The organism is Nonomuraea sp. NPDC001684 (assembly GCF_053596515.1).
The window spans coordinates 1-25,686 of sequence record NZ_JBSFGJ010000101.1; the positions used below are offsets into that span (position 1 = coordinate 1).

28 protein-coding genes, 1 tRNA gene and 1 pseudogene are annotated in these 25,686 nt (G+C 70.0%); 22 read left to right on the forward strand and 8 right to left on the reverse strand.

Annotated features, from left to right (window positions below; genetic code table 11):
* Nucleotides 1-94 precede the first annotated feature (94 nt).
* A pseudogene (locus tag ACWCSD_RS19995) lies at nt 95-913 on the forward strand (acetyl-CoA C-acyltransferase); the annotation flags it as partial.
* A 369-nt stretch (nt 914-1,282) separates the two neighbouring features.
* Here ACWCSD_RS19995 and ACWCSD_RS20000 read toward each other — a convergent pair.
* From ACWCSD_RS20000 to ACWCSD_RS20015, 4 genes are all read right to left on the reverse strand, one after another.
* On the reverse strand, nt 1,283-1,873 hold the full coding sequence (locus tag ACWCSD_RS20000; RefSeq protein ID WP_449916739.1) for a TetR/AcrR family transcriptional regulator C-terminal domain-containing protein: 591 nt from the start codon (nt 1,871-1,873) through the stop codon (nt 1,283-1,285).
* A complete protein-coding gene (locus tag ACWCSD_RS20005; protein WP_449916741.1) occupies nt 1,870-2,301 on the reverse strand; it encodes a hypothetical protein in 432 nt (143 codons plus the stop codon). Before ACWCSD_RS20005 ends, ACWCSD_RS20000 begins: the two co-directional genes overlap by 4 nt.
* A 20-nt stretch (nt 2,302-2,321) precedes the next feature.
* Entirely contained in the window at nt 2,322-3,743 is a 1,422-nt protein-coding gene (locus tag ACWCSD_RS20010) for a serine hydrolase domain-containing protein (protein WP_449916744.1), read from the reverse strand.
* Nucleotides 3,744-3,813: 70 nt separating this feature from the next.
* Nucleotides 3,814-4,284 (reverse strand): Lrp/AsnC family transcriptional regulator, encoded by a 471-nt coding sequence (locus tag ACWCSD_RS20015; RefSeq protein WP_449916747.1) that lies wholly within the window; start codon nt 4,282-4,284, stop codon nt 3,814-3,816.
* An 80-nt stretch (nt 4,285-4,364) separates the two neighbouring features.
* On the opposite strand from ACWCSD_RS20015, the gene ACWCSD_RS20020 reads away from it, so the two are divergent.
* The 5 genes from ACWCSD_RS20020 to ACWCSD_RS20040 all read left to right on the forward strand — a co-directional run bounded on the left by ACWCSD_RS20020 (nt 4,365) and on the right by ACWCSD_RS20040 (nt 10,813).
* Nucleotides 4,365-5,630 carry an APC family permease gene (locus ACWCSD_RS20020; protein ID WP_449916750.1) on the forward strand — a complete coding sequence of 422 codons (1,266 nt, stop codon included), beginning with the start codon at nt 4,365-4,367 and terminating at the stop codon, nt 5,628-5,630.
* Entirely contained in the window at nt 5,623-7,494 is a 1,872-nt protein-coding gene (locus ACWCSD_RS20025) for an acyl-CoA dehydrogenase family protein (protein WP_397153969.1), read from the forward strand. The genes ACWCSD_RS20020 and ACWCSD_RS20025 overlap by 8 nt, the downstream gene beginning before the upstream one ends.
* A gap of 208 nt (nt 7,495-7,702) precedes the next feature.
* Nucleotides 7,703-8,971: an extracellular solute-binding protein gene (locus tag ACWCSD_RS20030; RefSeq protein ID WP_387679208.1), complete on the forward strand. Its 1,269-nt coding sequence runs from the start codon at nt 7,703-7,705 to the stop codon at nt 8,969-8,971.
* A 73-nt stretch (nt 8,972-9,044) separates the two neighbouring features.
* Entirely contained in the window at nt 9,045-9,929 is an 885-nt protein-coding gene (locus ACWCSD_RS20035; RefSeq protein ID WP_387679205.1) for a carbohydrate ABC transporter permease, read from the forward strand.
* Entirely contained in the window at nt 9,929-10,813 is an 885-nt protein-coding gene (locus ACWCSD_RS20040) for a carbohydrate ABC transporter permease (RefSeq protein WP_358289153.1), read from the forward strand. The genes ACWCSD_RS20035 and ACWCSD_RS20040 overlap by 1 nt, the downstream gene beginning before the upstream one ends.
* Nucleotides 10,814-10,882: 69 nt before the next feature.
* Here ACWCSD_RS20040 and ACWCSD_RS20045 read toward each other — a convergent pair whose 3' ends face one another.
* Nucleotides 10,883-11,620, reverse strand: coding sequence for a class I SAM-dependent methyltransferase (locus ACWCSD_RS20045; RefSeq protein ID WP_352355331.1), 738 nt, complete (start codon nt 11,618-11,620; stop codon nt 10,883-10,885).
* Between the two features lie 116 nt (nt 11,621-11,736).
* Here ACWCSD_RS20045 and ACWCSD_RS20050 point away from each other — a divergent pair, with 116 nt between their 5' ends.
* Both ACWCSD_RS20050 and ACWCSD_RS20055 read left to right on the forward strand, forming a co-directional pair.
* The gene (locus tag ACWCSD_RS20050) at nt 11,737-12,282 is read left to right on the forward strand and encodes an RNA polymerase sigma factor (RefSeq protein ID WP_352355329.1); all 546 of its coding nucleotides are present in this window, start codon (nt 11,737-11,739) and stop codon (nt 12,280-12,282) included.
* On the forward strand, nt 12,269-13,018 hold the full coding sequence (locus tag ACWCSD_RS20055; RefSeq protein WP_449916757.1) for a hypothetical protein: 750 nt from the start codon (nt 12,269-12,271) through the stop codon (nt 13,016-13,018). The genes ACWCSD_RS20050 and ACWCSD_RS20055 overlap by 14 nt, the downstream gene beginning before the upstream one ends.
* Here ACWCSD_RS20055 and ACWCSD_RS20060 read toward each other — a convergent pair.
* Nucleotides 13,007-14,029 carry an adenosine deaminase gene (locus ACWCSD_RS20060; RefSeq protein ID WP_358289143.1) on the reverse strand — a complete coding sequence of 341 codons (1,023 nt, stop codon included), beginning with the start codon at nt 14,027-14,029 and terminating at the stop codon, nt 13,007-13,009. The two genes, ACWCSD_RS20055 and ACWCSD_RS20060, sit on opposite strands and share 12 nt — an antisense overlap.
* Nucleotides 14,030-14,135: 106 nt before the next feature.
* Between ACWCSD_RS20060 and ACWCSD_RS20065 the strand changes: the two genes are divergently transcribed.
* Both ACWCSD_RS20065 and ACWCSD_RS20070 read left to right on the forward strand, forming a co-directional pair.
* Nucleotides 14,136-14,720: a hypothetical protein gene (locus ACWCSD_RS20065; protein WP_449916760.1), complete on the forward strand. Its 585-nt coding sequence runs from the start codon at nt 14,136-14,138 to the stop codon at nt 14,718-14,720.
* Nucleotides 14,721-14,761: 41 nt separating this feature from the next.
* On the forward strand, nt 14,762-15,280 hold the full coding sequence (locus ACWCSD_RS20070) for a hypothetical protein (protein WP_449916762.1): 519 nt from the start codon (nt 14,762-14,764) through the stop codon (nt 15,278-15,280).
* Nucleotides 15,281-15,378: 98 nt separating this feature from the next.
* Here ACWCSD_RS20070 and ACWCSD_RS20075 read toward each other — a convergent pair whose 3' ends face one another.
* Complete coding sequence (locus ACWCSD_RS20075; protein WP_397153955.1) at nt 15,379-16,587, reverse strand: pyridoxal phosphate-dependent aminotransferase; 1,209 nt, start codon at nt 16,585-16,587, stop codon at nt 15,379-15,381.
* Nucleotides 16,588-16,745: 158 nt separating this feature from the next.
* On the opposite strand from ACWCSD_RS20075, the gene ACWCSD_RS20080 reads away from it, so the two are divergent.
* The 8 genes from ACWCSD_RS20080 to rplL all read left to right on the forward strand — a co-directional run bounded on the left by ACWCSD_RS20080 (nt 16,746) and on the right by rplL (nt 21,639).
* Nucleotides 16,746-16,818: transfer RNA gene (locus ACWCSD_RS20080), tRNA-Trp, on the forward strand.
* A gap of 77 nt (nt 16,819-16,895) precedes the next feature.
* Nucleotides 16,896-17,141, forward strand: a complete 246-nt coding sequence (gene secE / locus ACWCSD_RS20085) for a preprotein translocase subunit SecE (RefSeq protein ID WP_125642950.1) — start codon at nt 16,896-16,898, stop codon at nt 17,139-17,141.
* Between the two features lie 60 nt (nt 17,142-17,201).
* Complete coding sequence (gene nusG, locus ACWCSD_RS20090; RefSeq protein WP_397153953.1) at nt 17,202-18,014, forward strand: transcription termination/antitermination protein NusG; 813 nt, start codon at nt 17,202-17,204, stop codon at nt 18,012-18,014.
* Nucleotides 18,015-18,131: 117 nt separating this feature from the next.
* Nucleotides 18,132-18,563, forward strand: coding sequence for a 50S ribosomal protein L11 (gene rplK / locus ACWCSD_RS20095; RefSeq protein WP_125642947.1), 432 nt, complete (start codon nt 18,132-18,134; stop codon nt 18,561-18,563).
* Nucleotides 18,564-18,623: 60 nt separating this feature from the next.
* Nucleotides 18,624-19,343 carry a 50S ribosomal protein L1 gene (gene rplA / locus ACWCSD_RS20100; protein ID WP_352325431.1) on the forward strand — a complete coding sequence of 240 codons (720 nt, stop codon included), beginning with the start codon at nt 18,624-18,626 and terminating at the stop codon, nt 19,341-19,343.
* A gap of 239 nt (nt 19,344-19,582) precedes the next feature.
* Entirely contained in the window at nt 19,583-20,410 is an 828-nt protein-coding gene (locus ACWCSD_RS20105) for a LolA-like protein (protein ID WP_352325430.1), read from the forward strand.
* Nucleotides 20,411-20,649: 239 nt separating this feature from the next.
* Complete coding sequence (gene rplJ, locus ACWCSD_RS20110; RefSeq protein ID WP_125642941.1) at nt 20,650-21,174, forward strand: 50S ribosomal protein L10; 525 nt, start codon at nt 20,650-20,652, stop codon at nt 21,172-21,174.
* A 72-nt stretch (nt 21,175-21,246) separates the two neighbouring features.
* Entirely contained in the window at nt 21,247-21,639 is a 393-nt protein-coding gene (gene rplL, locus ACWCSD_RS20115; RefSeq protein WP_357967396.1) for a 50S ribosomal protein L7/L12, read from the forward strand.
* Between the two features lie 139 nt (nt 21,640-21,778).
* Here the strand turns inward: rplL and ACWCSD_RS20120 are convergent, their stop codons facing one another.
* On the reverse strand, nt 21,779-22,186 hold the full coding sequence (locus ACWCSD_RS20120) for a nuclear transport factor 2 family protein (protein WP_449916769.1): 408 nt from the start codon (nt 22,184-22,186) through the stop codon (nt 21,779-21,781).
* A gap of 92 nt (nt 22,187-22,278) precedes the next feature.
* Between ACWCSD_RS20120 and ACWCSD_RS20125 the strand changes: the two genes are divergently transcribed.
* The 4 genes from ACWCSD_RS20125 to ACWCSD_RS20140 all read left to right on the forward strand — a co-directional run bounded on the left by ACWCSD_RS20125 (nt 22,279) and on the right by ACWCSD_RS20140 (nt 25,563).
* Complete coding sequence (locus ACWCSD_RS20125) at nt 22,279-22,848, forward strand: TetR/AcrR family transcriptional regulator (protein ID WP_449916771.1); 570 nt, start codon at nt 22,279-22,281, stop codon at nt 22,846-22,848.
* Nucleotides 22,849-22,964: 116 nt separating this feature from the next.
* Nucleotides 22,965-23,966: an ABC transporter ATP-binding protein gene (locus ACWCSD_RS20130; RefSeq protein WP_397153945.1), complete on the forward strand. Its 1,002-nt coding sequence runs from the start codon at nt 22,965-22,967 to the stop codon at nt 23,964-23,966.
* A gap of 71 nt (nt 23,967-24,037) precedes the next feature.
* Nucleotides 24,038-24,784 (forward strand): MlaE family ABC transporter permease, encoded by a 747-nt coding sequence (locus tag ACWCSD_RS20135; RefSeq protein WP_387660460.1) that lies wholly within the window; start codon nt 24,038-24,040, stop codon nt 24,782-24,784.
* Nucleotides 24,781-25,563 carry an MlaE family ABC transporter permease gene (locus ACWCSD_RS20140; protein WP_449916776.1) on the forward strand — a complete coding sequence of 261 codons (783 nt, stop codon included), beginning with the start codon at nt 24,781-24,783 and terminating at the stop codon, nt 25,561-25,563. Before ACWCSD_RS20135 ends, ACWCSD_RS20140 begins: the two co-directional genes overlap by 4 nt.
* Nucleotides 25,564-25,686 lie beyond the last annotated feature (123 nt).

Below are 25,686 nucleotides of genomic sequence, written 5' to 3' on the forward strand. Positions count from 1 at the left end.
GACGTCTGTTCACCGCCGCGTCCCAGGACATCGGCGTCCTGGTCTACAGCGGATTGTTTCTCGCCGACGACGCCGCGATGGTCCGCCTGCTGGGGTGGTGGTGGCCGCGGGCGTGGAGTCGATGAGCATCGTCCCGATGGGCGCGTCGATCACCGCCGCGCTGGAGAAGGGCATGCCGTTCCCGTTCGGCGACAAGTGGGTCGAGCGCTACGGCAAGCAGGAGATCTCGCAGTTCCGCGGCGCCGAGCTGATGTGCGAGAAGTGGGGCCTCCAGCGCGACGTGCTGGAGCAGTTCGCCTACGAGTCCCACCAGCGGGCCGCCAAGGCCGTCGCGAACGGCTACTTCAAGGACCAGATCGCCCCGATCAACGGCGTCGAGGACGACGAGGGCCCGCGGCCCGACACGACGCTGGAGAAGATGGCCGGGCTCAAGACCCTCAAGGAGGGCGGCCGGATCACCGCCGCCACCTCCTCGCAGATCTCCGACGGCTCCGGCGCCGTGCTGATCGCCTCCGAGCAGGCCGTGCGCGAGCACAACCTGACCCCGCGGGCCCGCATCCACCAGCTCGCGCTCATGGGCGACGACCCGGTCTACATGCTGACCGCGCCGATCCCGGCCACGCAGCGGGCGCTGCGCAAGGCGGGCATGTCGATCGACGAGATCGACGTCGTGGAGATCAACGAGGCGTTCGCCCCGGTGCCGCTGGCCTGGATCAAGGAGCTGGACGCCGACCCGGCCAAGGTCAACCCCAACGGCGGCGCCATCGCGCTCGGCCACCCGCTGGGCGGCACGGGAGCGATCCTGATGACCAAGCTGCTGCACGAGCTGGAGCGCACGGGCGGCCGCTACGGCCTGCAGACGATGTGCGAGGGCGGCGGCCAGGCCAACGTCACCATCATCGAGCGGCTCTAGCGGAACCGGACCGGAAAAGGGTGAGCGCCGCCTCCCGGGCGTAAGAGGGGAGGCGGCGCTCGCTAACTACCATCCCGGTAGTTGTCTCGCGGCCCTTGGGCGGGATGATCCGCCGGGGCGGCACGACCGGGCGCTGCGGCATCTTGGGCAGTTGCCGGGGCGGCACGGGCGTGGCGGTCTTCTTCTTGGCTGAGCGAACTCGCATGCGAAGCTCCTTTACGCGAACTCAGGACGCGGCTCGGTGAGGGCCGGGCGTCGACGAGCACAGCGTGGCCGCGTCTGTCGGACGATGGACTGAGGTGGCTGCTGTCACAGGTAAAGGCGCATGTCCGACAAGCTACGGCCTGTCCGTGACGCCGGGCAACCGAATTAACGCGGCGCCGCGAGCTGCTGCTCGAAGCCCGACACCATGGCCCGCAGGCCCGCGTCGAACCACTGGTCGTAGAAGCGCAGCGCGTCCGGGTCGTGGGTCTCGGCGGTCGAGCCGACCTGGGCCAGGGCGTGGCCGAGCACGTAGACGGCCACCGACTGCACCGCGTTGACGGTGTCGCCGGACGGCACGCCCGCCGCCTCGAACCGGGCCAGCAGGCCGGAGATCAGCTCGGTGCCGAGCCGTACGTCCACCGGGTGGGTGGCCAGCAGCGGGACGGCGCGCGGATGGGCGAGCAGGAAGCGGCGGTAGGCCACGGCGAACCCGGTCAGCGCCCGCGGCCAGTCGGGGACCGGCGTGTAACCGGCCATGGCCGCGGTGAACAGCCGGTCGACGACCAGGGACACGAGCGCGTCCCGGTTGGGCACGTGGCGGTAGAGCGACATGGCGGCCACTCCGAGGTCGGCGCCCAGGCGGCGCATGGTCAGCGCGTCGTGGCCCTCGGCGTCGAGGATGCCGACGGCCGCGGCCACGATGCGCTCGACGGTGAGCACGGCCGGACGCCCCGCCCGCCTGGGTGCCTGAGTCATGCGGTCAGCGTAACGACGATCGTGGCCGCCAGCATGAGCAGGGACAGCACGCCCACCACCATGTGCTGGACGTCGATGACCACGTCGTGGCCCGCGGCGGGCAGGACCTTCCAGGTGCGGCTGTACTCGCGCCGGTAGAGCTCGCGCTGCTCGGCCGTGGCCGGGCCGAAGTAGGGCAGCCACCAGCTCCGCACGTGCCCGGCCACGACCAGGACGCACAGGACGGTCGCGGCGATGAGCGACCACGTGCGGTGCAGCGCGATGCCGGCCGCGATGAGCAGCGGGAACGGGTAGTTGATCGCGGCGGCCAGGGCCCGGCCTCTGACGTTCGCGCCGTTGAGGTCGTTGAGCGGGAACATGGGCACCCAGTCGGTGAGGACGAGCCAGGCGAGCCACACGAGCGGGACGGTGACGGCGACCGCGATCATCGGGTACTCCTCGAATTTGCTTACTTGGTAAGCTTACACAGTACACAAATTCGGACGACGGCGGTCGAGAGCCCGGCGAGAGCCGCGGCGAGCAGGGTGATCGACAACGACGCCGGGAAGTAGGTGAGCTGCTCCCAGGTCACGTACCGCCCGTTGAGCAGTACGGAGACCCAGTTCGGGTAGAACGCGAACAGCAGGACCGGCAGCAGCACCGGCACCAGCCGCAGGGCGATCCGCCACCACGGCCGCCCCGACCGCCGGGACGCCCACCGCCGCGCCCGCAGCACGCCCATGACCCCGAGGCCGGCCGCCACGACGGCGAGCAGCCCCAGCACCAGGTCGTAGAGCTGCCGGTCGCCGCCCAGGGTCGCCGACGCGCGGCCCTCGCTCATCGCGGCCAGGCCCCGCATGATGTCGTAGGTCGGGTCGTAGAGCGAGGCGCCGTTGGTCATGACGGCGAAGCCGTAGCCGGTCTTCGGCGAGACGGCCTCGACGGCGTTGTAGGTGAACAGGTTGCCGAAGTGCACCAGCAGGCCGGACTCCTCCTCCAGGCTCCAGCCCATGCCGTAGCCGTGCACGCCGGGCTTGTGCATGGCCTCCAGGCTCTGCTTCTTGACCAGCGGGCGGCCGGCGTCGTTCTGGGCGATCAGCCACTTGCCCATGTCCGCGGCGGTGGTGATGACCGCGCCCGAGCCGCTGCCGTCGAGGAACCCGGACGCCTCCGGCCGGGGCAGCCACATGCCGTAGACCGAGACGAATCCGTCCGCCGGCCGGACGGCCTGGGCGCTCACGGCGCTGCCGGTCATGCCGAGCGGGCCGAAGACGCGGTCCTTCATGTAGGCGTCGAACGGGCGGCCGCTCGCGGTCTCGACCAGGCGGGCGGCCAGGTCGTAGTTGACGTTGCAGTAGGCGTACCGGCTGCCCGGGTCGGCGGCCAGACGGCCCTCGGCCAGGCGGGCGGTGTAGTCGGCCAGCGAGCTCGCGGACTCCAGGTCGCCGATGTCCAGCGAGCTGTCGGACAGCCCGGAGGTCTGGTTCAGCAACTGGCGCACGGTGATCTCGGTGTGGCGCGGGTCGGCCATCCGGAAACCGGGCAGCTGCCCGGCCACCGGCTCGTCCAGCGCGATCTTCCCCTGCTCCACCAGGGTCATCACGGCCATCGCGGTGAACGACTTGCTCACCGAGGCCACCCGCATCGGCGTGGCCGCGGTGACCGGACGCCCTTCGGAGTCCTCTCCGTACCCGGCGGCGTGCACGACCTTGTCGCCGCGGGTCACCACGACGGACAGGCCCGGCACGCCGGTGGCCTCCAGCGCCTCGCGCAGGTAGGCGTCCACGGCGGCGGGGGTCGGCTCGGCGGGGGCCGAGGCGAGGGCCGGGGCCGCGGCGGGGGTGAGGGTCAGGGCCGCGGCCAGCCCGGCGAGGGCGATCTTCAAGCTCATGCAGGCAAACGTACGGAGACCGCCCCCACCGCCGAATCTGCCGACGGTCTAGTGCCGCCCCCGACGAAAGTCAGGTCTCCGAGGGGGACGGCAGCCGTTCCGGCACCGCGTCGTGCACCTGCTGGAAGATCACCGAGGTGCGGAAGCCGACGATCTCCTTGCGCTTGCTGAGCCGGTCGAGCAGGAAGGAGTGGAGGTGGTCGAGGTCCTGGACCGCGACGTGCAGCAGGAAGTCGTCGCCGCCGGCCAGCACGAACACGCTCAGCACCTCGGGCAGCTCGGCGGCCGACTGCTTGAAGGCGTTGATCACGGCCCGGCTCAGCGGGCGGACCTGGACCGAGACCATCGCCTGCGTGCTCCGGTTGAGCGCGGCGGGGTCGATGTCGGCGTGGTAGCCGCGGATCACGCCGCGCCGGGTGAGCGCCCTGACCCGTTCCAGGCAGGTCGAGGGGGCGATGCCGAGCCGGCGGGCCAGCTCCCGGTTGGACTGCCGCGCATCCGTTTGGAGCAGGCGGATGATCGCCGAATCAAGTTCGTCCATGACGCGATTCTGCTCCTTTCTCCGATCGAACGTTCGGCGGAGCCGGGTTGGGGCCGAACGATCGGGCTACTTTCGCGGGCATGACTGAACAGGGCCGGATGGGTGTGGGGCAGGGCGCGGCGTTGCTGGTGGGCGCGGTGCTGGGGCCGGGGATGCTGGTGCTGCCGCAACTGGCCGCCGCGGCGGCGGGGCCGGCCTCCGTGCTGGCCTGGGCGGGGCTGCTCGCGCTGAGCGTGCCGGTGGCGCTGACGTTCGCGGCGCTCGGCGTCCGGCATCCCGGCGGGGGCGGGGTGGCGAGCTTCGTGGGGCTGGCCTTCGGGCCGCGGGCCGCCGCCGTGGTCGGCTGGTGGTTCTACGGGGCCGTGCCGGTCGGGACCGTGGCGGGCGCGCTCGTGGGCGGCCGGTACGTCGAGGCGTGCCTGGGCGTGGACGGCACCCTGGCCGGCGTGCTGATCCTGGCCGCGGCGTTCGCCGCCAACGCCGCCGGGCTGCGTACCTCGGGGCGGTTGCAGCTCGTCTCCGTCGCGCTGCTCGTCGCCCTGCTGGCGGTCGCCGTGGTCACCGCCGCCCCGCGGGCCGACCTCGACCACTTCACCCCCTTCGCCCCGTACGGGCTCGCCGGGGTGGCCGGCGCGGCCGGGGTGCTCATGTTCGCCTTCGTGGGCTGGGAGGCGGCCAGCCACCTGTCGGCCGAGTTCGCCGTAGGGAGGCGCGGGAGGCGCGGGAGGCACGGCCTGACCAGGGCCACCGTGGTCACCCTCGTCGTGGTCGGCCTGCTGTACCTGGGCGTCAGCGTCACCTCGGTCGGCGTGCTCGGCGCGGACATGCCGGGCGTGCCGCTGAGCGCGCTGCTGGAGGCCGGCCTCGGGGGAGTGGCGCGGCCGGTGACCGGGGTGCTGGCGGTGCTGCTGACGTTCGGGGCGGTCAACACGTACCTGGCGGGGGCGGCGCGGCTGGGGGTGGCGCTGGCCAGGGACGGGGCCATGCCCGCCTGGCTCGCCGGGGGACGGTCGCCGTACCGGAGCCTCGGGGCGCTGGCCGTGCTGACGGTGCCGGTCGTGGTGTGGGCGGTGGACCTGGACCTGCTGATGCGGGCCACCTCGGCGTGCCTGGCGGCCGTCACGGCGGCGGGCGTGGCGGCGGCGGTGCGGGTGCTGCCCGCCGGACGGCTGCGGGTCACCGCCGTCGTGGCGACCGGCATGTCGGCGGTCGCGCTGGCGTGCTGCGGCGCCTTCCTGGCGGTGCCGGCCGTGCTGGCCGTCGTCGCGCTGGGCGTGCTTAAAGCGCTCAGGCGGGCAGTACTCCCAGCACATGACGGCGCACCGTCGGGAGGGTGCCATGACTGAGCAGACCACGTACGCGGAGAGCAGGCAGGTCGGCGAGCAGGCCAGGGAGCGGGAATGGAGGCTCCCCAGCTTCGCCAAGCAGCTGTTCCTCGGCGATCTCCGGCTGGACCTGGTGCATCCGGCGCCCGGGCTGCCGGCCGAGGCCGCCGAGCGGGGCGAGGAGTTCGTCCGGGCGGTGCGGCGCTTCCTGGAGACCCAGGTCGACCCGGCCCTCATCGAGCGCACCGCGCAGGTGCCGGACGAGGTGGTCAAGGGCCTGGCCGCCCTCGGGGCGTTCGGCATCACGATCGGCACCGAGTACGGCGGCCTCGGCCTGCCCTACCTGTACTACTGCCGCACCCTCACGCTGGTCGGCTCCTACTGCCCCGCGCTGGCCACGCTGCTGTCGGCGCACCAGTCGATCGGCGTGCCGCAGCCGCTCAAGCAGTTCGGCACCGAGGAGCAGAAGCGGGAGTTCCTGCCCAGGTGCGCGGCCGGTGAGATCTCCGCCTTCCTGCTCACCGAGCCGGACGTGGGCTCCGACCCCGCCCGCCTGTCCACGACCGCCGTGCGCGACGGCGACGACTACGTGCTGAACGGCGTCAAGCTCTGGACGACGAACGGCGTCGTCGCCGACCTGCTGGTGGTCATGGCCAGGACCGGCGAGAAGATCAGCGCGTTCGTGGTCGAGGGGAACAGTCCGGGCATCACGGTCAGGCGTCGCAACAGCTTCATGGGCCTGCGCGGCATCGAGAACGGCGTCACCGAGCTCTCCCAGGTCAGGGTGCCGGCCAAGAACCTGATCGGGAAGGAGGGCCAAGGGCTGCGAATCGCGCTCACCACCCTCAACACCGGCCGGCTGTCCCTCCCGGCGACCTGCGCGGGCAGCGTCAAGTGGGCCGTGAAGATCGCCCGCGAGTGGGGCAACGCCCGCGAGCAGTGGGGTCGCAAGGTCGGCCGGCACGAGGCCGTGGCGACCAAGATCGCCTTCATCGCGGCCACCGCGTACGCGCTGGAGGCCGTCAGCGAGCTCACCGCCCGCCTGGCCGACGACCGGCGCAACGACATCAGGATCGAGGCTGCCCTCGCCAAGCTGTACGCCACCGAGCTGTCGTACCGGGCGCTGGACGAACTGGTCCAGATCAGGGGCGGCCGCGGCTACGAGACCGCCGAGTCGCTGGCCGCCCGCGGCGAGCGCGGCGTGCCCGCCGAGCAGATGCTGCGCGACTCCCGCATCAACCGCATCTTCGAGGGCTCCTCCGAGATCATGCGCCTGATGATCACCCGCGAGGCCGTGGACGCGCACCTGACCGCGGCCGGCGAGCTGATCAACCCCGAGGCGTCCCCTCAGGAACGTGCCCGCGCGCTCGGCCGGGCGAGCCGCTTCTACGCCGGGTGGCTGCCGACCCTGGTGGCCGGCTCGGGTAGCCTGCCCACGGGCTACACCGCCTTCGGCCCGCTGGCCCAGCACCTGCGGTTCGTGGAGCGGACCAGCAGGAAGCTGGCCCGGTCCACCTTCTACGGCATGTCCCGCTGGCAGGGGAGGCTGGAGCACAAGCAGTCCTTCCTCGGGCGGATCGTCGACATCGGGGCCGAGCTGTTCGCCATGACGGCCGTCTGCGTGAAGGCCGAGGAGGACGCCGACGACCTCGGGCGCAGGCCGTACGAGCTGGCCGACACCTTCTGCCGCCAGGCCCGGCGCCGCGTCCGCACGCTGTTCGACGAGCTCTGGGACAACAGCGACGAGCAGGACGCGCGCCTGGCCCGGTACGTGCTCGACGGCCGCTACGAGTTCCTGGAGGAGGGCATCCTCGACCCGTCCATCGAGGGCCCGTGGATCGGCACGCCGGACGGCGGCGAGAACGTGCGGAGAAAGATCCTGTGACGCCCGGTCTAGACCGGTTGTGAGCTTTTTCTGCCCTGAGTGTTTTCAAACCGATACCAGCCGGTATAGACCGGCTGCTGAACACGGGCTTACTCTGGCGCAAACGCGTTGAGCTGTGGCTCTCGCACCCCTCATCCCTTTGGACGGGGTCAGGTGGCTGGTACGGACCAGCGGCCCGTCCGACGAGAAGGCGGTATCACCAGTGAACATGAAGCTTGTGGGCGGCGCCGCTCTCGGCCTTGCCACGATGCTGGTCCTGTCCAGCTGCGGCTCCGACGGCGGTTCGGGTGGCGGCGGGAACAACACCCAGGCCTCGGGCGGCGGCCAGGTCACCCTCAAGATGGTCGCCGCCGACTACGGCGACGGCCCCGGTAAGCCGAACTCGGGCGAGACGTTCTGGAAGGGCGTCGTGGACGAGTTCCAGGCGGCCAACCCCAACATCAAGGTCGACGTCCAGGTCATCAACTGGAACGACATCGACAAGCAGGTCGCCACCATGGTCCAGAACGGACAGGTGCCCGACATCCTGCAGACCGGCGACTACTCCGGCTTCGTCAAGGACGGCCTGCTCTACAAGGTCGACGAGGTCCTGTCCCCGAACGTCTCCGGCGACATGCTGCAGAAGTTCGCCGACTTCGGCAAGGTGGACGGCACCGGCTACGGCATCCCGTTCGTCTCCTCCGCCCGCGCGCTGTTCTACAACAAGGACCTGTTCACCAAGGCCGGCATCGCCGAGCCGCCCAAGACCTGGGACGAGCTCAAGGCCGCCGCCGAGAAGCTGAAGAAGGCCGGCGTGAGCCAGCCGTTCGGCCTCCCGCTGGGCCAGGAAGAGGCTCAGGGCGAGTCGTTCCTGTGGATGCTGGGCAACGGCGGCGGCTACAAGGACGCCTCCGGCAAGTGGGCCATCAACTCCCCGCAGAACGTCGAGACCTTCACCTACATGAAGGGCCTGGTCGACGCCGGCCTCACCACCCCGAACCCGGGCACCAAGGACCGCAAGACGGTCTGGGAGGACTTCGGCGCGGGCAAGGTCGGCATGGTCAACGGCGGACCCATGTCCATCCCGATCTTCGACGCGGCCGGCCTGAAGAACTACGGCGTCACGGCGATCCCCGGCAAGTCCGGCCCGCTCGACACCACCCTCGGCGTCATGGACTGGATCATGGCGTTCAACAAGAACGGCCACGCCGCCGAGATCAAGAAGTTCTTCGACTTCTTCTACACCGGCAACGCGGCGCAGAAGATCTCCGACACCTACAAACTGCTGCCCGTCACCAACGGCGGCATCCAGAAGCTGTCGGGTGACGAGAAGCTCAAGCCCTTCCTGGACGCGCTGCCCAACGCCAGCTTCTACCCGTTCCAGGACCCGAAGTGGGCCGAGGTGAACCCGGCGATCAAGCAGACCATCGGCGGCGCCGTCAAGGACGACCCGGCCAAGGTCCTCGGCGAGCTGCAGAAGACCGCCGAAGCCAGCTGATCCAGCGGGTGTCTGTGGAGCCGGCGCGCGGGTCGCGTCCCCGCGCCGGCTCCACCGTCATGGAAGGTTCCTCATGAGAAGGTTGCGCGCCCTCGAACCCCTGGCCTGGATCGGGCCGGCCGTGGTGCTGATCGCGCTGGTCGTGCTCTGGCCCGTGATCGAGATGATCCGGTCGTCGTTCCTCAAGATCAGCCGGTTCGGAGTGGTCCAGGGAAACAACTTCCCGGACAACTACACGAAGCTGTTCGGTGAGAAGGACTTCGCCGACATCATGATCCGCAGCGTGATCTGGGTGGTCGCGGTCGTCGCGCTCACCGTGCTGATCTCGCTCGCCCTCGCCCAGCTGTTCAACCAGCGCTTCCCCGGCCGCAAGATCGCCCGCTGGGCGCTCATCGCGCCCTGGGCGGCCTCGGTGCTGATGACGGCGATCATCTTCAAATGGATGCTCGACCCCGAGGTCGGCGTGATCAACCAGATCAGGGTCAAGCTCGGGTTCATCGACGCGATGGGCGGCGCCTCCGCCGACCAGCTCGGCGACGCCTCCAGCGCGATGCCGTGGCTGGTGTTCGTGGCGGTCTTCGTCTCGGTGCCGTTCACGACGTACGCGCTGCTGGCCGGGCTCGCGACCATCCCCGCCGACGTCTATGAGGCGGCCAAGATGGACGGCGCCACCAAGCTCAGGACGTACTGGTCGATCACGCTGCCGCTGCTGCGCCCCGCGCTCACCGTCGCCGCGCTGATCAACGTGATGAACGTCTTCAACAGCTTCCCGATCATCTGGGCGATGACCCACGGCCAGCCGGGCTACTCGACGGCCACCTCGACCATCCTCATGTTCATCCTCAAGGGCTCGAACATCGGTGAGTCGGCCGCGATGTCCGTCGTGAACTTCGGCATGGTGATCGTGCTGACCGCGATCTTCCTGAAGGTGTCGCGCTGGAACAAGGAGGTGGCGTGATGGCCGTGCAGACCATGTCCAAGGCCGGTACGCGCCACCAGCCCGGCCACCGCGGACGGGCGCAGCGCCGCATGCCCAGGCTCAAGACCGTGATCGTGGCGGCCGCGGCCTACCTCGTCGCGTTCGTCTTCCTGTTCCCGTACCTCGTCATGCTGCTGACCTCGCTGCGGTCGCAGGACTCGCTGCGCGAGGTGACGTTCTGGCCCGACGAGTGGGTGTGGTCGAACCTCGCCAACTTCTGGACCAGCGGCCTGGCCGGGAACCTGTGGGTGACGCTCAAGGTCGCCGGCGGCTCGACGATCCTGGTGCTGCTCGTGGCGCTGCCGGCCGCGTACTACTCGGCCCGGCACAAGTTCCGGGGGCGCACGGCGTTCCTGATCCTGGTGCTGATCACCCAGATGTTCCAGCCCACGGCCATGCTCGTCGGCATCTACCGCGAGTTCTACCAGTTCGGCCTGGTGGACTCGATCTGGTCGCTGATCCTGGTCAACGGCGGGTTCAACCTGGCGTTCGCGGTGTGGATCCTGAACGCCTACTTCGCCTCGATCCCGCGTGAGCTGGAGGAGGCCGCCTTCATCGACGGCAACGGCCGCTTCGGCGCGCTGTTCCGGATCACGCTGCCGCTGGCCATGCCGGGCGTGATCACCGCGCTGATCTTCACGTTCATCGCGGCGTGGAACGAGTTCGTGGTCGCCCTGACCCTGACCACGACCCCGGCCAACCAGCCGCTCACGGTCGCGCTGAACTCGTTCATCGGCCAGTACCAGGTGGACTGGCAGAACCTCTTCGCGGGCTCGGTGATCGCCACCATCCCGGTGATCATCCTGTTCGCGCTGATCGAGCGGAAGGTCGTCGGCGGACTGACCGCCGGCTCGATCAAGTAGAAGACGTCCGGCCGCCACCAACCCACCGGGTGGCGGCCGGGCCCACTGCCTGCGGGCTACTGCTGCGGGCTACTTCTGCGGGACGCGGGCCACGCAGAACACCGTCTGGCCGAACGGCGGGGTGATGAACCGCTCGATCAGCCGCGTGGCCGGGACCACCGTGCGGTCGTAGATCTTGACCAGGCGCGGGTCGGGGTAGCCCACGCCGCCCCGCCGGACCGCCGCCCACCAGGCGATGCCGCCCAGGAAGTTGATCGGCTTGAGCACGTCGATGTCGAGCCCAGCCTTGGCCACCGTGGCGCGCAGGGTCTTGGGCGTGTAGCGCTGGACGTGCCCGACCTTGCGGTCGAAGTCTCCGTAAAGCTGCATGTAGCCGGGCACCCAGATGATGATCCGGCCGCCGGGCAGCGTGACGCGGGCCAGCGAGCGCAGCGCCTCGGCGTCGTCCTCGATGTGCTCCAGCACGTTCATCATGACGACGGTGTCGACCTTGTCCTTCAGCGGGATCTCGGTCGGCAGGCCGAACTGCAGGACGTCGATGTCGTCGCGACCCTCGAAGCGCTTCTCCAGCTGCTCGACGCAGTAGGGGTCGAAGTCGCTGACGACCAGGCGGTCGAGCCGCGGCAGGAACTGCTCGGCGAAGTGGCCCAGCCCGGAGCCGATCTCCAGCATCGAACGGCCGACGTGCGGGGCGACCATGTCGAACTCGTACTGCCGATAGTTCTTGGCCTCGTCCCCACCCAGGTGGTTCTCCAGGGCCTCGTCACCGGCCGCCGGTTGCACTACACGGTCATACCCAGAAGACATAGTCCCGTTCCTTTGAGGGGCAGACGGATTGCACGAGTCTAATGCCCCTGAGGATGACCTGATGCGTGAAACACCCTTCCCCGGGCGCGGGCGGATGCGATGGAATCTGACACGCCATGGACGACGACGAGGCGATCACCCGCTCGCTCGACGGTGACCTGGGGGCCTACGAGGTCCTGGTCGCCAGGTACAGCGCGCTCGCCCATCGCACCGCCGCCATGCTCGGCGCGGGCGACGAGGCCGAGGACGTCGTGCAGGAGGCGTTTGTCAAGGCTTTCCGCCATCTGCCCAAGTTCCGGCGGGACGCGCCCTTCCGTCCCTGGTTGCTGCGGATCGTGGCCAACGAGACGCACAACCTGACCCGGGCCCGCGGGCGCCGCTCCGACCTGGCCGTACGGCTCACCGCCGCCGACCCGGCAGGTCCGGTGGCCCCCGACGACCCGGCGGGCGCGGCCGTCGCCACCGACCGGCGGGCCCGGCTGCTGGCGGCCGTGCGCGGCCTGCCCGAGCGGGAACGCCAGGCGGTCGTGTGCCGGTACTTCCTGCAACTGTCGGAGGCCGAGACGGCCCAGGTGCTCGGCTGGCCGGTCGGTACCGTCAAGTCCAGCACCCATCGGGGGCTGGCCCGGCTGAGGGAGGAGGTGGGCGGTGAACTCGCATGACCCCTTCGACGACCTGGAAGCCGAACTGACCGCCCTCGGCCCCCTCCTCGACACCCCGTCCCCGCCGCCGGACGACGTCGCCGCCGCCGTCCGGGCCCGCCTGGAGCTCCAGCCTCAGAAGCGCGGGCGGCCGACACGGCCGACACGGCGGACTCGGCGGGCTCGGTGGCGGATCGTGGCGGCCGTCGTGCTGGCCGTCGTCGCCGTCACGGCCGCCACCCCCCAGGGCCGCGCCGCCGTGGCCCGGGTCCTCCGCCTGGCCGGCGTCGAGCTGCAGCTCGGTGACACGCCACCCACCCCGGTACGGACCACCGCGAACCTCCCCGGCGAGCACCCGGTGGCCCCGGACGACCTGCCCGGCCTGGTGAGGTTCCAGGTCAGAACCCCGGCCGAGCTCGGGCCCCCCGCCCGCGCCACCGTCGCCGACCAGGGCCGGCTGGTGTCGATGTTCTGGCCGGACGGCGTCCGGCTCGACCAGTTCCAGGGCGGCGTGGACCCGTTCTTCTTCAAGAAGCTCGGCCCGCCCTGGCCCGACTACGTCGAGATGGCCGGGACCACGGCCTGGTGGATCCCCGGCGCGCACCCGCTCGGCTACATCCGCCGCCAGGACGGCACCGAGATCCCCCTGCGCCAGGCCGCCCCCACCCTCGTCTGGCAGCGGGACGCGCTCACCTACCGCCTGGAGGGCGCGGGCACCAGGGAACGGGCGGTGCGGATCGCCGGGTCACTCCGGTGAGCCGGTCAGCCAGTCGTCCACGCCCTTGAGCAGCTCCTTGCGCACCGCCTCCGGCGCGGTCGAGGACCGGATCGACTGCCGGGCCAGCTCGGCGATCTCGGCGTCGGAGAACTCGTAGACCTCCCTGGCCAGCTCGTACTGGCGCAGCAGCCGGGTGCCGAACAGCAGCGGGTCGTCGGCGCCCAGCGCGATCGGCACCCCGGCGTCGAACAGCCGCCGCAGCGGCACGTCCGCCGCCCGCTCGGCCACGCCCAGCCCCACATTGGACGTCGGGCACACCTCGCAGCAGATCTGCCGGTCGGCCAGCCGCTGCATCAGCCACGGATCCTCGGCCGCCCGCACGCCGTGCCCGACCCGGTCGGCGCCCAGGTCGTCGATGCACTGGCTCACGCTGCGCGGCCCGAGCAGCTCGCCGCCGTGCGGCACGGCCAGCAGCCCGCCGCGCTTGGCGATGCGGAAGGCCCGCTCGAAGTCGCGCGCCGCGCCGCGCCGCTCGTCGTTGGACAGGCCGAAGCCCACCACGCCCCGGTCGGCGTACTGGGTGGCGAGCCTGGCCAGGGTGTTCGCGTCGAGCGGATGCCTGGTCCTGTTGGCCGCCACGATCACCGGCATGTGCACCCCGGCGTGCTCGGCGGCCTGCCGCGCCGCGTCGAGCATCAGCTCCAGCGTGGCCGTGAGCCCGCCGAACCGCGCGGCGAACCCGGACGGGTCCACCTGGATCTCCAGCCACCGGGAACCGGCCGCCGCCTCGTCCTCGGCCGTCTCGCGCAGCAGCCGGTAGACGTGCTCGGGACGGCTCAGCACGGACCTGGCGATGTCGTACAGCCGCTGGAACCTGAACCAGCCGCGCTCGTCGGTGGCCCGCAGCCGCGGCGGCCAGTCCTGCTCCAGCGCGTCGGGCAGGTGCAGCCCCTGCTCCCTGGCCAGCTCGATCAGCGTCGAGTGCCGCATGGAGCCGGTGAAGTGCAGGTGGAGATGGGCTTTGGGCAGCGTGTGCAGGGGCCGGTGCATTTCCATATTTTGCCACTGGCCCCAGGTGCGGATTCGCATGTCGCCCGAGGCTGCGGGTCCGGCATCGGCACGGTAGAGATCGGCCGGATCGGGGGATCAACCGTCCATGATCCCTGAGGGTGCCGGCGTCGCGGGGCAGGGCCGGCGCGCGCTGCTCGCCGGCCTGGCGTTCGCGGTGACCGCTCTCGCCATCTATGCCCTGTTCCATTCGGGTTTCGGCCGTCCGCACCCGCCTTCTGCGGGCTCGTCGTACGTGCCCCCGCCGCCCCTGAAGGCGCCGTCCCGCCCCGGCGCGGCGGCGGCGCGGCCCGAGCTCCCGCTCGCGGTCGTCTCCGACGACCTCTGGCTCACCTACCTGCCCCGCGGCCTGCGCCGCAGCGGCGGCGGCCCGATCGCCCCCGACGGCGTCCGGGCCAGGTACGGCACCGCGAAGCGCTACGTGGAGGCCCAGGTCGAGCACGGCACGGTGGCCGCCGACTGGGACGCCTACCGCGCGCACGCCGACGTGCTGGACCCCCGCGAGACCACGATCAGGGGCCGGCCCGCGGTCGTGGGCGCGCATCCGCGCGGCGGCAGGGTGATCGCCTGGCTGGAACGCCCCGGCACGGGCGCCTGGATCCGGGTGAGCGACTCACTCGGCGGCGAGCTGCTGGCTATTGCCGCCTCGGCCCGCGCTCCTGTAGGAGACTAGGAGCCTTTTCCCTGGTTGATCCCACGAGTCATGGGGGGACGATGCGGCGCCCGGCAGCGGTGTTCATCACGTTCGCGCTGGCCGCGGGCACGGGCGGGTGCGGCGGCGACACGCCGCGACCGCCCAGCACCACCCCGCCGCCGCCGTCGGCGAGCGAGCCGGCGACCGGGAAACCCGTCACGCTGGCCTGCGGATCGACCAGGCTGGAGATCCCCGGCGCGCCCCCGCCCCTGGCCCGTTCCGGCACCTTCGGCCGCCTGGGCGCGCTCGCCAGGCGGCTCACGGTCAGGGGCGTGACGTGGCGCGACGACGAGGACGAGCAACTACGGGTGGGCGTGGTGTGCGGCGTGCGGACGGCCGAGCAGTTCGCCACGCTGGTGGCCCGCTCGACCCTGACCGCCTACCGCGGCAAACCCGCGCTGCGCTGGACGAGCCGCGACGGCCTGCGCAACTTCATGTGGCTGGAGAGCCCCGGCACGGCCGTCTACCTCGCCGCCACGCCCGGCATGACCGCCCAGCTCCGCCAGACCGCCGCCGCCGTCAGACCCGCCGCCTCCTGAGCCGCTTCCCCGAGCCGCTTCCCCGAGCCGCTTCCCGAGCTGGCGTCAGGCGCCCCGCCGCGGCCCCGGAAGGCCGGCGGGGGCGCCCCGTAAGCCGCTCAGTGAGCCTCGGACAGCAGCTTGGCCATCCGGCTGACGCCCTCGACCAGATCGTCGTCACCGAGGGCGTAGGACAGCCGGAAGTAGCCGGGGGTGCCGAACGCCTCGCCCGGCACGACCGCCACCTCGGCCTCCTCCAGGATCAGCTCGGCCAGCTCCGCCGAAGACCCGGGCCGCCGGCCGCGCAGCTCCTTGCCCAGCAGCTCCTTGACCGACGGGTACGCGTAGAACGCCCCCTTCGGCTCCGGGCAGAACACGCCCGGGATCTCGTTGAGCATCCGCACCATGGTCTGGCGCCGCCGGTCGAAGGCCGACCGCATCTCCGCCACGGCCGACAGGTCGCCGGAGACCGCGGCCAGCGCGGCCCTCTGCGACACGTTGGCCACGTTGGAGGTGGCGTGCGACTGCAGGTTGGCGGCGGCCTTGACCACGTCGGACGGGCCGATCAGCCAGCCCACCCGCCAGCCGGTCATCGCGTACGTCTTGGCCACGCCGTTGAGGATCACGACCCGGTCGCCCAGCTCCGGCACGGCCGTGGCGATGCTGGTGAACTCGGCGCCGCCGTAGACCAGGTGCTCGTAGATCTCGTCGGTGACCACCCACAGCCCGTGCCCGGCCGCCCACCGGCCGATCGCCACGGTCTCCTCGCGCGAGTAGACCGCGCCCGTCGGGTTGGACGGCGAGACGAACAGCAGCACCTTCGTGCGCTCGGTACGGGCCGCTTCGAGCTGCTCGACGCCGGCCAGGTAGCCCGTGGACTCGTCGGTCACCACGTCGACCTGCACGCCCCCGGCCAGCTTGATCGCCTCGGGGTAGGTCGTCCAGTAGGGGGCGACCACGATGACCTCGTCGCCCGGGTCGAGCAGCGTGGCGAACGCCTCGTAGACGGCCTGCTTGCCGCCGTTGGTGACGAGCACCTGGGACGGCTCGACGGAGTAGCCGGAGTCGCGCCGCGTCTTGTCGGCGATGGCCTGCTTCAGCTCGGGAAGGCCGCCCGCCGGCGTGTACTTGTGGTTGCGCGGGTCGCGGGCCGCCTCGACCGCCGCCTCGACGATGTAGCCGGGCGTCGGGAAGTCGGGCTCGCCGGCGCCGAAGCCGATGACCGGGCGGCCGGCGGCCTTCATCGCCTTCGCCTTGGCGTCCACCGCGAGCGTGGCGGACTCGGAAATCGCGGAGATTCTTGCGGAGATACGGGGTCGCGTGGACATGCCTCCCATGCTCCCACGCGGGCGTGACCTGGGCGATCAGGTTTGGGTTCGACGTACCGGGCAATCCCCCGTATGCTTTCGCCTGGTCCTTCCGCCGCATGTCGGCGAGCGGTTCGGTCCAGGCAGTGAGTCAATCAGGGTAGTGTGGTTGACGACATAGGGCACTGGCGCAATTGGTAGCGCACCGGTCTCCAAAACCGGCGGTTGGGGGTTCGAGTCCCTCGTGCCCTGCGAGTGCGGTCCGCGCAATAATGGCGTGTAAGCGCGCCGCAAAACTGCGTTGGATACGACAGATTCAGGTGAGGACTGTGGCGATCGACACGCGCGGCGAGACCGCAGGCAAGCCCAGTGGCGAGAAGAAGACACGCACTTCACCTGCCCTTTTCTACCGGCAGGTCGTCAACGAGCTCCGCAAGGTCATCTGGCCGACACGCAAGGATCTCATCACCTACACCACGGTCGTTCTGGTATTCGTTCTGATCATGGTGGCGATCGTTTATGGGCTCGACGCCGCTCTGGGCTGGGCCGTCCTCCGCGTCTTCGGCGGGGAGTGATCCCGCCTAGCTCGACACCGTGTGGTGTCGGCTGACGGCGACACCATTCGATTCGAGGAAATGAGGAAAGGTCACGTGTCCGAGTCTTCTGTTCCGGCCGAGGAACCCCGCGACGAGCGGGGCGACGACGAGCTGGGAGAGGCCACCGACGAATGGGGCGACGAGCTGGGTGAGGCTCGCGACGAAGGCGTCGAGGCGGCTCTCCAGGAGGCCGACGAGACCGACGAGGTCGAAGAGTCGGAGGAGGCCCCCGCCGACGCGGAGGCCGAGATCCTGCCCGACGTCGACCCGGTCGAGGAGTTCAAGAGCTCCCTGCGCGGGCTCCCCGGCGAGTGGTACGTGATCCACTCCTACGCCGGCTACGAGAACCGCGTGAAGTCCAACATCGAGAGCCGCAACGTGTCGCTCAACATGGAGGACTACATCTACCAGGTCGAGGTGCCCACGCACACCGTCCAGGAGTTCAAGAGCGGCAAGAAGGTCCCGGTCAAGGAGCGCGTGCTGCCCGGCTACGTCCTGGTGCGCATGGAGCTGACCGACGAGTCCTGGGCCGCCGTGCGCAACACGCCCGGCGTGACCGGTTTCGTCGGCCTGTCCAACAAGCCGAGCCCGCTCAGCCTCGACGAGGTCGCCAAGCTGCTGGCGCCCGAGCCGACCGAGGAGGCCAAGAAGGCCACCACCAAGGCGGCCAGCGGCCCCACGGTCGAGTTCGAGATCGGCGAGTCCGTCACGGTCATGGACGGCCCCTTCGCCACCCTGCCCGCCTCGGTCAGCGAGATCAGCCCCGAGTCGCAGAAGCTCAAGGTGCTCGTCTCGATCTTCGGTCGTGAGACCCCGGTCGAGCTCTCGTTCAACCAGGTCTCGAAGATCTAAGACGATCACCTACACTTAGACGTTCGGTCGGCCGCCTTTCGCGAAGGGTGGCCTTCCGACATGTCCGGGCGCATCCGCGTCCGGACAGCATCACGATCAGGACCCGGAGAAGGACTCATGCCTCCGAAGAAGAAGATCGCGGCGCTCGTCAAGGTCCAGCTCCCCGCTGGCCAGGCCACGCCCGCTCCGCCGGTCGGTACCGCCCTCGGTCCCCACGGCGTCAACATCATGGACTTCGTCAAGCAGTACAACGCTGCCACGGAGTCCCAGCGGGGCAACATCATCCCCGTTGAGATCACCATTTTCGAGGACCGCAGCTTCACCTTCATCACGAAGACGCCCCCGGCGCCTGAGCTGATCAAGAAGGCCCTGGGTCTCGACAAGGGCAGCGCCGTCCCCCACAAGGACAAGGTCGGCCGGCTGACGCGCGAGCAGCTGCGCAGCATCGCCGAGACCAAGATGCCCGACCTCAACGCCAACGACGTCGAGGCTGCAGAGAAGATCATCGCCGGCACCGCCCGGTCGATGGGCATCACGATCGCCGACTAAGACCTTTCCCAGATCCGTGGGAGGGCCGGGTCCCGGCCCGCGTACCACAAGGAGACAGACATGAAGCGCAGCAAGGCGCACAAGGACGCGGCGGCCAAGGTCGACCGCGACAAGCTCTACACGCCCGCCGACGCCGCGAAGCTGGCCAAGGAGACGTCGACCACCAAGTTCGACGCCACCGTGGAAGTGGCGCTGCGGCTGGGTGTCGACCCTCGCAAGGCCGACCAGATCGTGCGCGGCACGGTCAACCTCCCGCACGGCACCGGTAAGACCGCCCGGGTCCTGGTCTTCGCGACCGGTGACCGTGCCGAGGCAGCCCGCGAGGCGGGCGCCGACATCGTCGGCGCCGACGAGCTGATCGACGAGATCGCCAAGGGCAACCGGCTCAATGAGTTCGACGCCGTGGTCGCCACCCCTGACCTCATGGGCAAGGTCGGCCGTCTGGGCCGCGTGCTCGGCCCGCGCGGTCTCATGCCCAACCCCAAGACCGGCACCGTGACGCCCGACGTCGCCAAGGCCGTGACGGAGATCAAGGGCGGCAAGATCGAGTTCCGCACCGACCGGCAGGCCAACCTGCACTTCATCATCGGCAAGACGTCGTTCCCCGAGCGTCAGCTCATCGAGAACTACGCCGCCGCCCTTGACGAGGTGCTGCGTCTCAAGCCGTCGGCGGCCAAGGGGCGTTACCTGAAGAAGGTCACCTTCTCCACCACCATGGGCCCCGGCGTCCCCGTCGACCCCAACCTCACCCGTGGCCTGACCGCCGAGCTCGACGCGTAACGGCCGCACGTTCTTCGAAAGGCCCCCGCCTGTCTCAGGCGGGGGCCTTTCGCTTTGTCCGGGTGCCGCCAGGCACTGGGGCGGAGCTGTTTCGTCCGGGTTTTTCGGCCCGGACGATCTCTCCAGGTGAGCGGGGTTGTGCAGAAATCGTGCACAGCCTGTGGGGGAGAACCCTGGGTTTTCCCCGATTTATGCGGGGAAGTCGCCACGATGGGACAAGCCAACCGTAGGGTCAAAACATGCTGAAGCGCAGGATAAGTCTCGCCACCGCCGTGGCCGGAGCTGCTCTCATCGCGGCCTCGGTCGCCGGGTGCGGTACGAACGTGCAGCCCATCCAGGTCAACCTGGCCGCCTCAGAGGTGCTCGCGCAGGCCGCGCAGAAGACCGCAGAGGTCACCAGCTACACGGTGGACGCCGTCGCGAACGTGACGCACCCCCAAGAAGGCAACGGCAAGGTGCAGGGACGCATGCTCTATCAGAGCAAGCCCCAGCTCGCCGTCGACCTGACCCTCGACACCGTCGACATGGGCGGCCGGAACCTGCCGGGCGGCGTGCGCGCCGTCCTGCAGGGCGACACCGTCTATGTGAAGGTCGAGGCGCTCAAGCAGCTCGTCGGCGCCACCAAGCCGTGGATCAAGGTCGCGCTCAACGAAGTGGGCGACCAGAACCAGGTCAACCAGTACCTCAGCCAGATCCAGCAGTTCGACCTCGCCAACGTGACCAAGCTGGTCACCGTGTCCAAGGACGTGAAGCAGGTCGGCACCGAGAGCGTCAACGGCGCGGACACCACCCACTACAGCGGCACGTTCCCCGTGGACGCCGCCGTCGGCCAGCTGCCCGCCGACAAGCAGCAGCAGGCCAGGACGAACCTCGCCGAGCTCAAGGACGTCAAGTTCGACATCTGGGTGGCCGGCGACGGCCTGCCCCGCAAGCTCACCCTGAACGGCTCCAAGGAGGGCGCGACGCTGGACGCCACCCTGCTGTTCAAGGGCTTCAACGAGCCCGTGAAGGTCGAGGCCCCGCCCGCGGACCAGGTCGGTGAGCTGCCGAAGACGACCGTCAACTGAGAACCGATTTGGAAACTCGGCGACCAGCACGTACTCTGGTCGTTGCCGAAGACCGCCGGTCGTCGTCAGGTGCATCAGTCCTGGCGACCGAAGGATCCACGTTCTGTGGACGGCCCGCGCAGGTGTGATGCGAGTTTCCCATATGGTGCAGTTCCATATGTGAGCCCCGTGCGCCCCTGCGCCCGGGGCTGTTCTCATTTCCAGGGGCCTTCGCCGGCGGCACACCTGGAAGGAGGCCCATGGCGAGGGCGGATAAGGCGACAGCCGTTGCCGAGCTCAAGAGCGAGTTCGAAGGCAGCAGCGCCGCCGTTCTGACCGAGTACCGCGGTCTCACCGTCGCTCAGCTCAAGCAGCTGCGCGTTGCTCTTGGTGAGAATGCGAAGTTCGCCGTGGCGAAGAACACCCTGACCAAGATCGCGGCCAACGAAGCCGGTCTGTCGTTCCCCGACGACCTGCTCACGGGCCCGACCGCGATCGCCTTCGTCAACGGCGACGTTGTCGAGGCGGCCAAGGGTCTGCGTGACTTCGCCAAGGCCAATCCCCTTCTGGTGATCAAGGGTGGTGTGCTCGACGGTAAGACGCTCGACGCCACCGAGATCACCAAGCTCGCCGACCTCGAGTCCCGCGAGGTCCTCCTCGCTAAGCTCGCCGGTGCTCTCAAGGCGAAGCAGAGCGCTGCCGCCGCGGTTTTCGCCGCGCTGCCCACGCAGATGGCTCAGCTGGCCGACGCCCTTCGTGCCAAGCGCGAAGAAGCGGGCGAGTAATACGGGGGTTGCCGCAACTTCCGCGGTCCCGTTCCTAGTTTTCTGCAAGTCCTAAACGTAAGGAAAAGCATCATGGCGAAGCTCAGCAACGACGAGCTGCTCGACGCGTTCAAGGAGATGACCCTCCTCGAGCTGTCCGAGTTCGTGAAGAACTTCGAAGAGGTCTTCGACGTCAAGGCCGCCGCCCCCGTCGCGGTCGCCGCCGCCCCCGCCGCCGGTGGCGGTGGCGAGGCCGCCGCCGTTGAGGAGCAGGACGAGTTCGACGTCATCCTCGAGGCCGCCGGCGACAAGAAGATCCAGGTCATCAAGGAGATCCGCGCCCTCACGTCCCTGGGCCTCAAGGAGGCCAAGGACCTGGTGGACGGCGCTCCCAAGCCGGTCTTCGACGGCAAGGTCAACAAGGAGCAGGCGGAGAAGGCCAAGGCTGCCCTCGAGGGCGCCGGCGCCACCGTGACCGTGAAGTAACTTCCCACTTCACACAGCTCTTCGGAAGAGGCGGACACACCCTGGTGCCGGGTGTGACCGCCTCTTTTCGCATGTAACGGGACATTCTCCTCCGCGTCTCATCGCCCGGCCAACCGGCGGCTCATCGCGGTTCTCGACCTCACCCCGAAGTGATCCCGTGGGCGGCCTCGCGGACCTTGGCGATGGCGCTCGCGTCCATGAAGTCCTTGCAGTGGACGATCCGGCCATCCCTGATCCGCAGCATCAGCAGCCCCGGGACGGTGATCGCCCGCTCACCCACCTTGACGTGCGCGTTCTGCTCGACGACCACCACCTCGGGATCGTCCGTACGGTGCAACGCGACCCGCTCCACCTGCTGCGGCACGGCGGGGGAGGCGCCCCAGGACGCCCGGTACCCCGCCCGCACCGCCTCCCGCCCCTCGTACGGCGGCAGCCCGCCGAACGGGAACTCGTGCCTGCCGTCCTCCGCGTACAGGTCGGCCAGTTCGTCGGCCGACTTGCGCAGCATCGCGCCGTGGAAGGCGCCGACGATCTCCTCGACGGTCATGACCACAACCCCTCACATCTCGCTCAACACTCGTTGACTCAACGAGCGTAGAGCGAATCCGGGCGAACGGTCAACACAGGTAGAGTCGGACCGTGAGCGAGCGAGTGCTTCCCCGTGCCGAACGGCGGCGCAGAACCGAGGGAAGGATCCTCGACGCGGCCAGGGCGCTGTTCGCCGAAGTCGGCTACGAGCGCGCCACCATCAGGGCGGTCGCGAAGTCCGCCGAGGTCGACCCGGCCCTGGTCATGCAGTACTTCGGCAACAAGCAGGAGCTCTTCAGGGCCGCCGTGCGCGCCACGCCCGCCCCCGAGGCCGCCGCCACCCCCGAGGAGCTGGTCGAGCACCTGCTCGGCACCCTCGACGTGAAGATGGGCGAGCTGCCCCAGGGCTCGCTGGCGATGATGCGTTCGATGCTCACCCACCCCGAGGCGGGCACGGCGGCCCGCGAGGCGCTCGCCCGGCAGGTCGACAGGCTCGCCGCCTCGATCCCCGGCGAGGACGCCCGCCTGCGCGCGGCCCTGATGACCACGATCCTGCTCGGCGTGACCGTCGGCCACCAGCTGCTCGAACTGCCCGAACTGCGCGACGCCCCGCCGGAGCGCATCGCCCGGCTGCTGCGCCCGAGCCTGCGCGCTCTTACCGGACCCGACAGCACCAGGTAACAAGTTATTGGAACCGGCTCCAGTTCCTCGGAACGCCGCCACCGCGGGTCCATCCTGGAAGTAAAGTGTGCGGCACGTTATCCCCTGAGTGCTCCCTGTGATCGGGAAGGTGGCCAGTGGGCGTCGAGGTCGTGGTCGAGGGGTTGACCAAGTCGTTCGGTCGGCAGGTCATCTGGGAGGATGTCTCGCTCACGCTGCCCGCGGGTGAGATCTCGGTGCTGCTCGGCCCGTCGGGCACCGGCAAGTCCGTCTTCCTCAAGACGCTGGTCGGCCTGCTGCGTCCCGACCGCGGCCACATCTGGATCGACGGCCACGACCTGGCGAGCTGCCCCGAACGCAAGCTCTACGAGCTGCGCCGGCTGTTCGGCGTGCTGTTCCAGGACGGCGCCCTGTTCGGCTCGCTCAACCTCTACGACAACATCGCCTTCCCGCTGCGCGAGCACACCAGGAAGACCGAGGCCGAGATCCGCCGGATCGTGATGGACAAGATCGACCTGGTCGGGCTGGCCGGCGCCGAGGGCAAGCTGCCCGGCGAGATCTCCGGCGGCATGCGCAAACGCGCCGGCCTGGCCAGGGCGCTGGTGCTCGACCCCGAGATCATCCTGTTCGACGAGCCCGACTCCGGCCTCGACCCGGTCCGCACCGCCTTCCTCAACCAGACGATCGTCGACATCAACGCCGACATCGAGGCCACGTTCCTGATCGTCACCCACGACATCAACACCGCCCGCACGGTCCCCGACAACATCGGGCTGCTGTTCCGCCGCGAGCTGGTCATGTTCGGGCCGCGCGAGATGCTGCTGTCCAGCGACGAGCCGGTGGTGCGGCAGTTCCTCAACGCCCGCAGGCACGGCCCGATCGGCATGTCGGAGGAGAAGGACGTCTCCGAGCTGGAGGCCGAGGCCAGGATGGGCCACGACCCCGGCGGGCTGCCGCCGATCCCGCCGCAGCTCATGCCGAGCGGCAACGTGCTGCGCCGGTCGCAGCAGCCGCCCGGCCGGTGGCTGGCGGCCCACGGCGTGATCCCGCCGCAGGGCTCGTTCGTGGACGAACGCGGCCGCAACTGGCTGGAGGAGTACCCCAGGCTGGTCGCCGCGCACGCGGACGGCGTCGCCTAGATCATGAATCCGACCGAGAAGCACTTCCACGCGGCCCATGACGGTGACCGCATGCGTTCGACCGGCCGCACATGGTGACGGCGGAGGTCGGGCGGTTCGTCGCCATGTCGCTCGACACCGCCAGGGCCGCCGCGCGACGGCCGTTCCAGGTGCGCGAGCTCGTCCGGCAGGCGTGGTTCATCGTCAGCGTGAGCGCCCTGCCCACCGCCCTGGTCGCCATCCCCTTCGGGGCCGTGCTCGCGATGCAGACCGGCAACCTGATCCGCCAGTTCGGCGCCCAGTCCTTCACCGGGGCCACCGCCGTGCTCGGCATCGTCCGCGAGGCGGGCCCGGTGGTGACCGCGCTGATGATCGCGGGCGCGGCCGGCAGCGCGATCTGCGCCGACCTCGGCGCCCGCCGGATCAGAGACGAGATCGACGCCATGGAGGTGCTCGCGGTCGACCCGCTCCACCGGCTCGTCGTGCCCAGGGTCGCCGCGTGCGCGCTGGTGGCGCCGCTGCTCAACGGCCTGGTCGTCACGGTCGGGCTGGTCGCCGGCTACCTGTTCAACGTGGTCGTCCAGGGCGGCTCGCCCGGCGCCTACCTGCAGTCGTTCAACGCCCTAGCCGAGGTCTCCGACCTGTGGGTGTCGGAGGGCAAGGCGCTGGTCTTCGGGGTCACGACGGGGCTCGTCGCCGCGTACAAGGGGCTGGGCGCGGCGGGCGGCCCCAAGGGCGTCGGCGAGGCGGTCAACCAGGCCGTGGTGTTCGCCGCGCTGCTGCTGTTCGCCGAGAACTTCCTGATCAGCGCGGTCCACAACGAGCTGGTGCGGTCATGAGGGCGCTCGACCGGCAGGGCGAGTTCTACGCCAGGGCGATCAGGGCCCTCCCGGCCGGCGCGCGCCACCGGCGCGAGGTGCTCAGGCTGCTGGCCGAGGTCGGGCTGGGCAGCGGCGGCCTGGCGGTGATCGGCGGCACGATGACGATCGTCGCCTTCATGACCTTCTTCACCGGCACCGAGGTCGGCCTGCAGGGCTACACCGGCCTCGACCGCATCGGCGGTTCGGCCTTCACCGGCTTCCTGTCCAGCTACGTCAACACCCGCGAGATCGCCCCGCTGGTGTCCGCCATCGGCCTGTCGGCCACCGTGGGCTGCGGGTTCACCGCCCAGCTCGGCGCGATGCGGGTCGGCGAGGAGGTCGACGCGCTGGAGGTCATGGCGGTCCCGCCGGTGCCGTTCCTGGTCACCACGCGGCTGATCGCCGGCTTCGCCGCCGTCATGCCCCTGTACGTGCTCGGCCTGCTCGCCTCCTACGTCGCCACCCGCCTGATCGTGACCGTGCTGCACGACCAGTCCACGGGCACCTACGACCACTACTTCGAGCTGTTCCTGTCGCCCTACGACGTGTTGTGGTCCTTCGGCAAGGCGATGGTCTTCGCCGTCCTGGTGATCCTCATCCACTGCTACCACGGCTTCCACGCCACCGGCGGGCCGGCCGGGGTCGGGGTGGCGGTCGGGCGGGCCGTGCGCGCGGTGCTGGTGACGGTCAACGTCGCCAACCTCCTGCTCGGCCTGGCCATCTGGGGCACGACCACGACGGTGAGGCTGGCCGGATGAGACACGGCGCCGCGCTCCTGGCGATCATCGCCGCCTTCACCGCCCTGACGCTGGCCGTCTACACGAAGGCGTTCTCCACCGCCCGGCACGTCACGCTGCTGCTGCCGGCCGCCGGGCTGCAGC

Bases quoted from the DNA above. Each gene is read 5' to 3' on its own strand.
- ACWCSD_RS20000 (WP_449916739.1), bottom strand. From the start codon at position 1,873: ATGACTCAGGCACCCAGGCGGGCGGGGCGTCCGGCCGTGCTCACCGTC.
- ACWCSD_RS20005 (WP_449916741.1), bottom strand. From the start codon at position 2,301: ATGATCGCGGTCGCCGTCACCGTCCCGCTCGTGTGGCTCGCCTGGCTC.
- ACWCSD_RS20010 (WP_449916744.1), bottom strand. From the start codon at position 3,743: ATGAGCTTGAAGATCGCCCTCGCCGGGCTGGCCGCGGCCCTGACCCTC.
- ACWCSD_RS20015 (WP_449916747.1), bottom strand. From the start codon at position 4,284: ATGGACGAACTTGATTCGGCGATCATCCGCCTGCTCCAAACGGATGCG.
- ACWCSD_RS20020 (WP_449916750.1), top strand. From the start codon at position 4,365: ATGACTGAACAGGGCCGGATGGGTGTGGGGCAGGGCGCGGCGTTGCTG.
- ACWCSD_RS20025 (WP_397153969.1), top strand. From the start codon at position 5,623: ATGACTGAGCAGACCACGTACGCGGAGAGCAGGCAGGTCGGCGAGCAG.
- ACWCSD_RS20030 (WP_387679208.1), top strand. From the start codon at position 7,703: ATGAAGCTTGTGGGCGGCGCCGCTCTCGGCCTTGCCACGATGCTGGTC.
- ACWCSD_RS20035 (WP_387679205.1), top strand. From the start codon at position 9,045: ATGAGAAGGTTGCGCGCCCTCGAACCCCTGGCCTGGATCGGGCCGGCC.
- ACWCSD_RS20040 (WP_358289153.1), top strand. From the start codon at position 9,929: ATGGCCGTGCAGACCATGTCCAAGGCCGGTACGCGCCACCAGCCCGGC.
- ACWCSD_RS20045 (WP_352355331.1), bottom strand. From the start codon at position 11,620: ATGTCTTCTGGGTATGACCGTGTAGTGCAACCGGCGGCCGGTGACGAG.
- ACWCSD_RS20050 (WP_352355329.1), top strand. From the start codon at position 11,737: ATGGACGACGACGAGGCGATCACCCGCTCGCTCGACGGTGACCTGGGG.
- ACWCSD_RS20060 (WP_358289143.1), bottom strand. From the start codon at position 14,029: ATGCACCGGCCCCTGCACACGCTGCCCAAAGCCCATCTCCACCTGCAC.
- ACWCSD_RS20065 (WP_449916760.1), top strand. From the start codon at position 14,136: ATGATCCCTGAGGGTGCCGGCGTCGCGGGGCAGGGCCGGCGCGCGCTG.
- ACWCSD_RS20070 (WP_449916762.1), top strand. From the start codon at position 14,762: ATGCGGCGCCCGGCAGCGGTGTTCATCACGTTCGCGCTGGCCGCGGGC.
- ACWCSD_RS20075 (WP_397153955.1), bottom strand. From the start codon at position 16,587: ATGTCCACGCGACCCCGTATCTCCGCAAGAATCTCCGCGATTTCCGAG.
- nusG (WP_397153953.1), top strand. From the start codon at position 17,202: ATGAGGAAAGGTCACGTGTCCGAGTCTTCTGTTCCGGCCGAGGAACCC.
- rplK (WP_125642947.1), top strand. From the start codon at position 18,132: ATGCCTCCGAAGAAGAAGATCGCGGCGCTCGTCAAGGTCCAGCTCCCC.
- rplA (WP_352325431.1), top strand. From the start codon at position 18,624: ATGAAGCGCAGCAAGGCGCACAAGGACGCGGCGGCCAAGGTCGACCGC.
- ACWCSD_RS20105 (WP_352325430.1), top strand. From the start codon at position 19,583: ATGCTGAAGCGCAGGATAAGTCTCGCCACCGCCGTGGCCGGAGCTGCT.
- rplJ (WP_125642941.1), top strand. From the start codon at position 20,650: ATGGCGAGGGCGGATAAGGCGACAGCCGTTGCCGAGCTCAAGAGCGAG.
- rplL (WP_357967396.1), top strand. From the start codon at position 21,247: ATGGCGAAGCTCAGCAACGACGAGCTGCTCGACGCGTTCAAGGAGATG.
- ACWCSD_RS20120 (WP_449916769.1), bottom strand. From the start codon at position 22,186: ATGACCGTCGAGGAGATCGTCGGCGCCTTCCACGGCGCGATGCTGCGC.
- ACWCSD_RS20135 (WP_387660460.1), top strand. From the start codon at position 24,038: ATGGTGACGGCGGAGGTCGGGCGGTTCGTCGCCATGTCGCTCGACACC.
- ACWCSD_RS20140 (WP_449916776.1), top strand. From the start codon at position 24,781: ATGAGGGCGCTCGACCGGCAGGGCGAGTTCTACGCCAGGGCGATCAGG.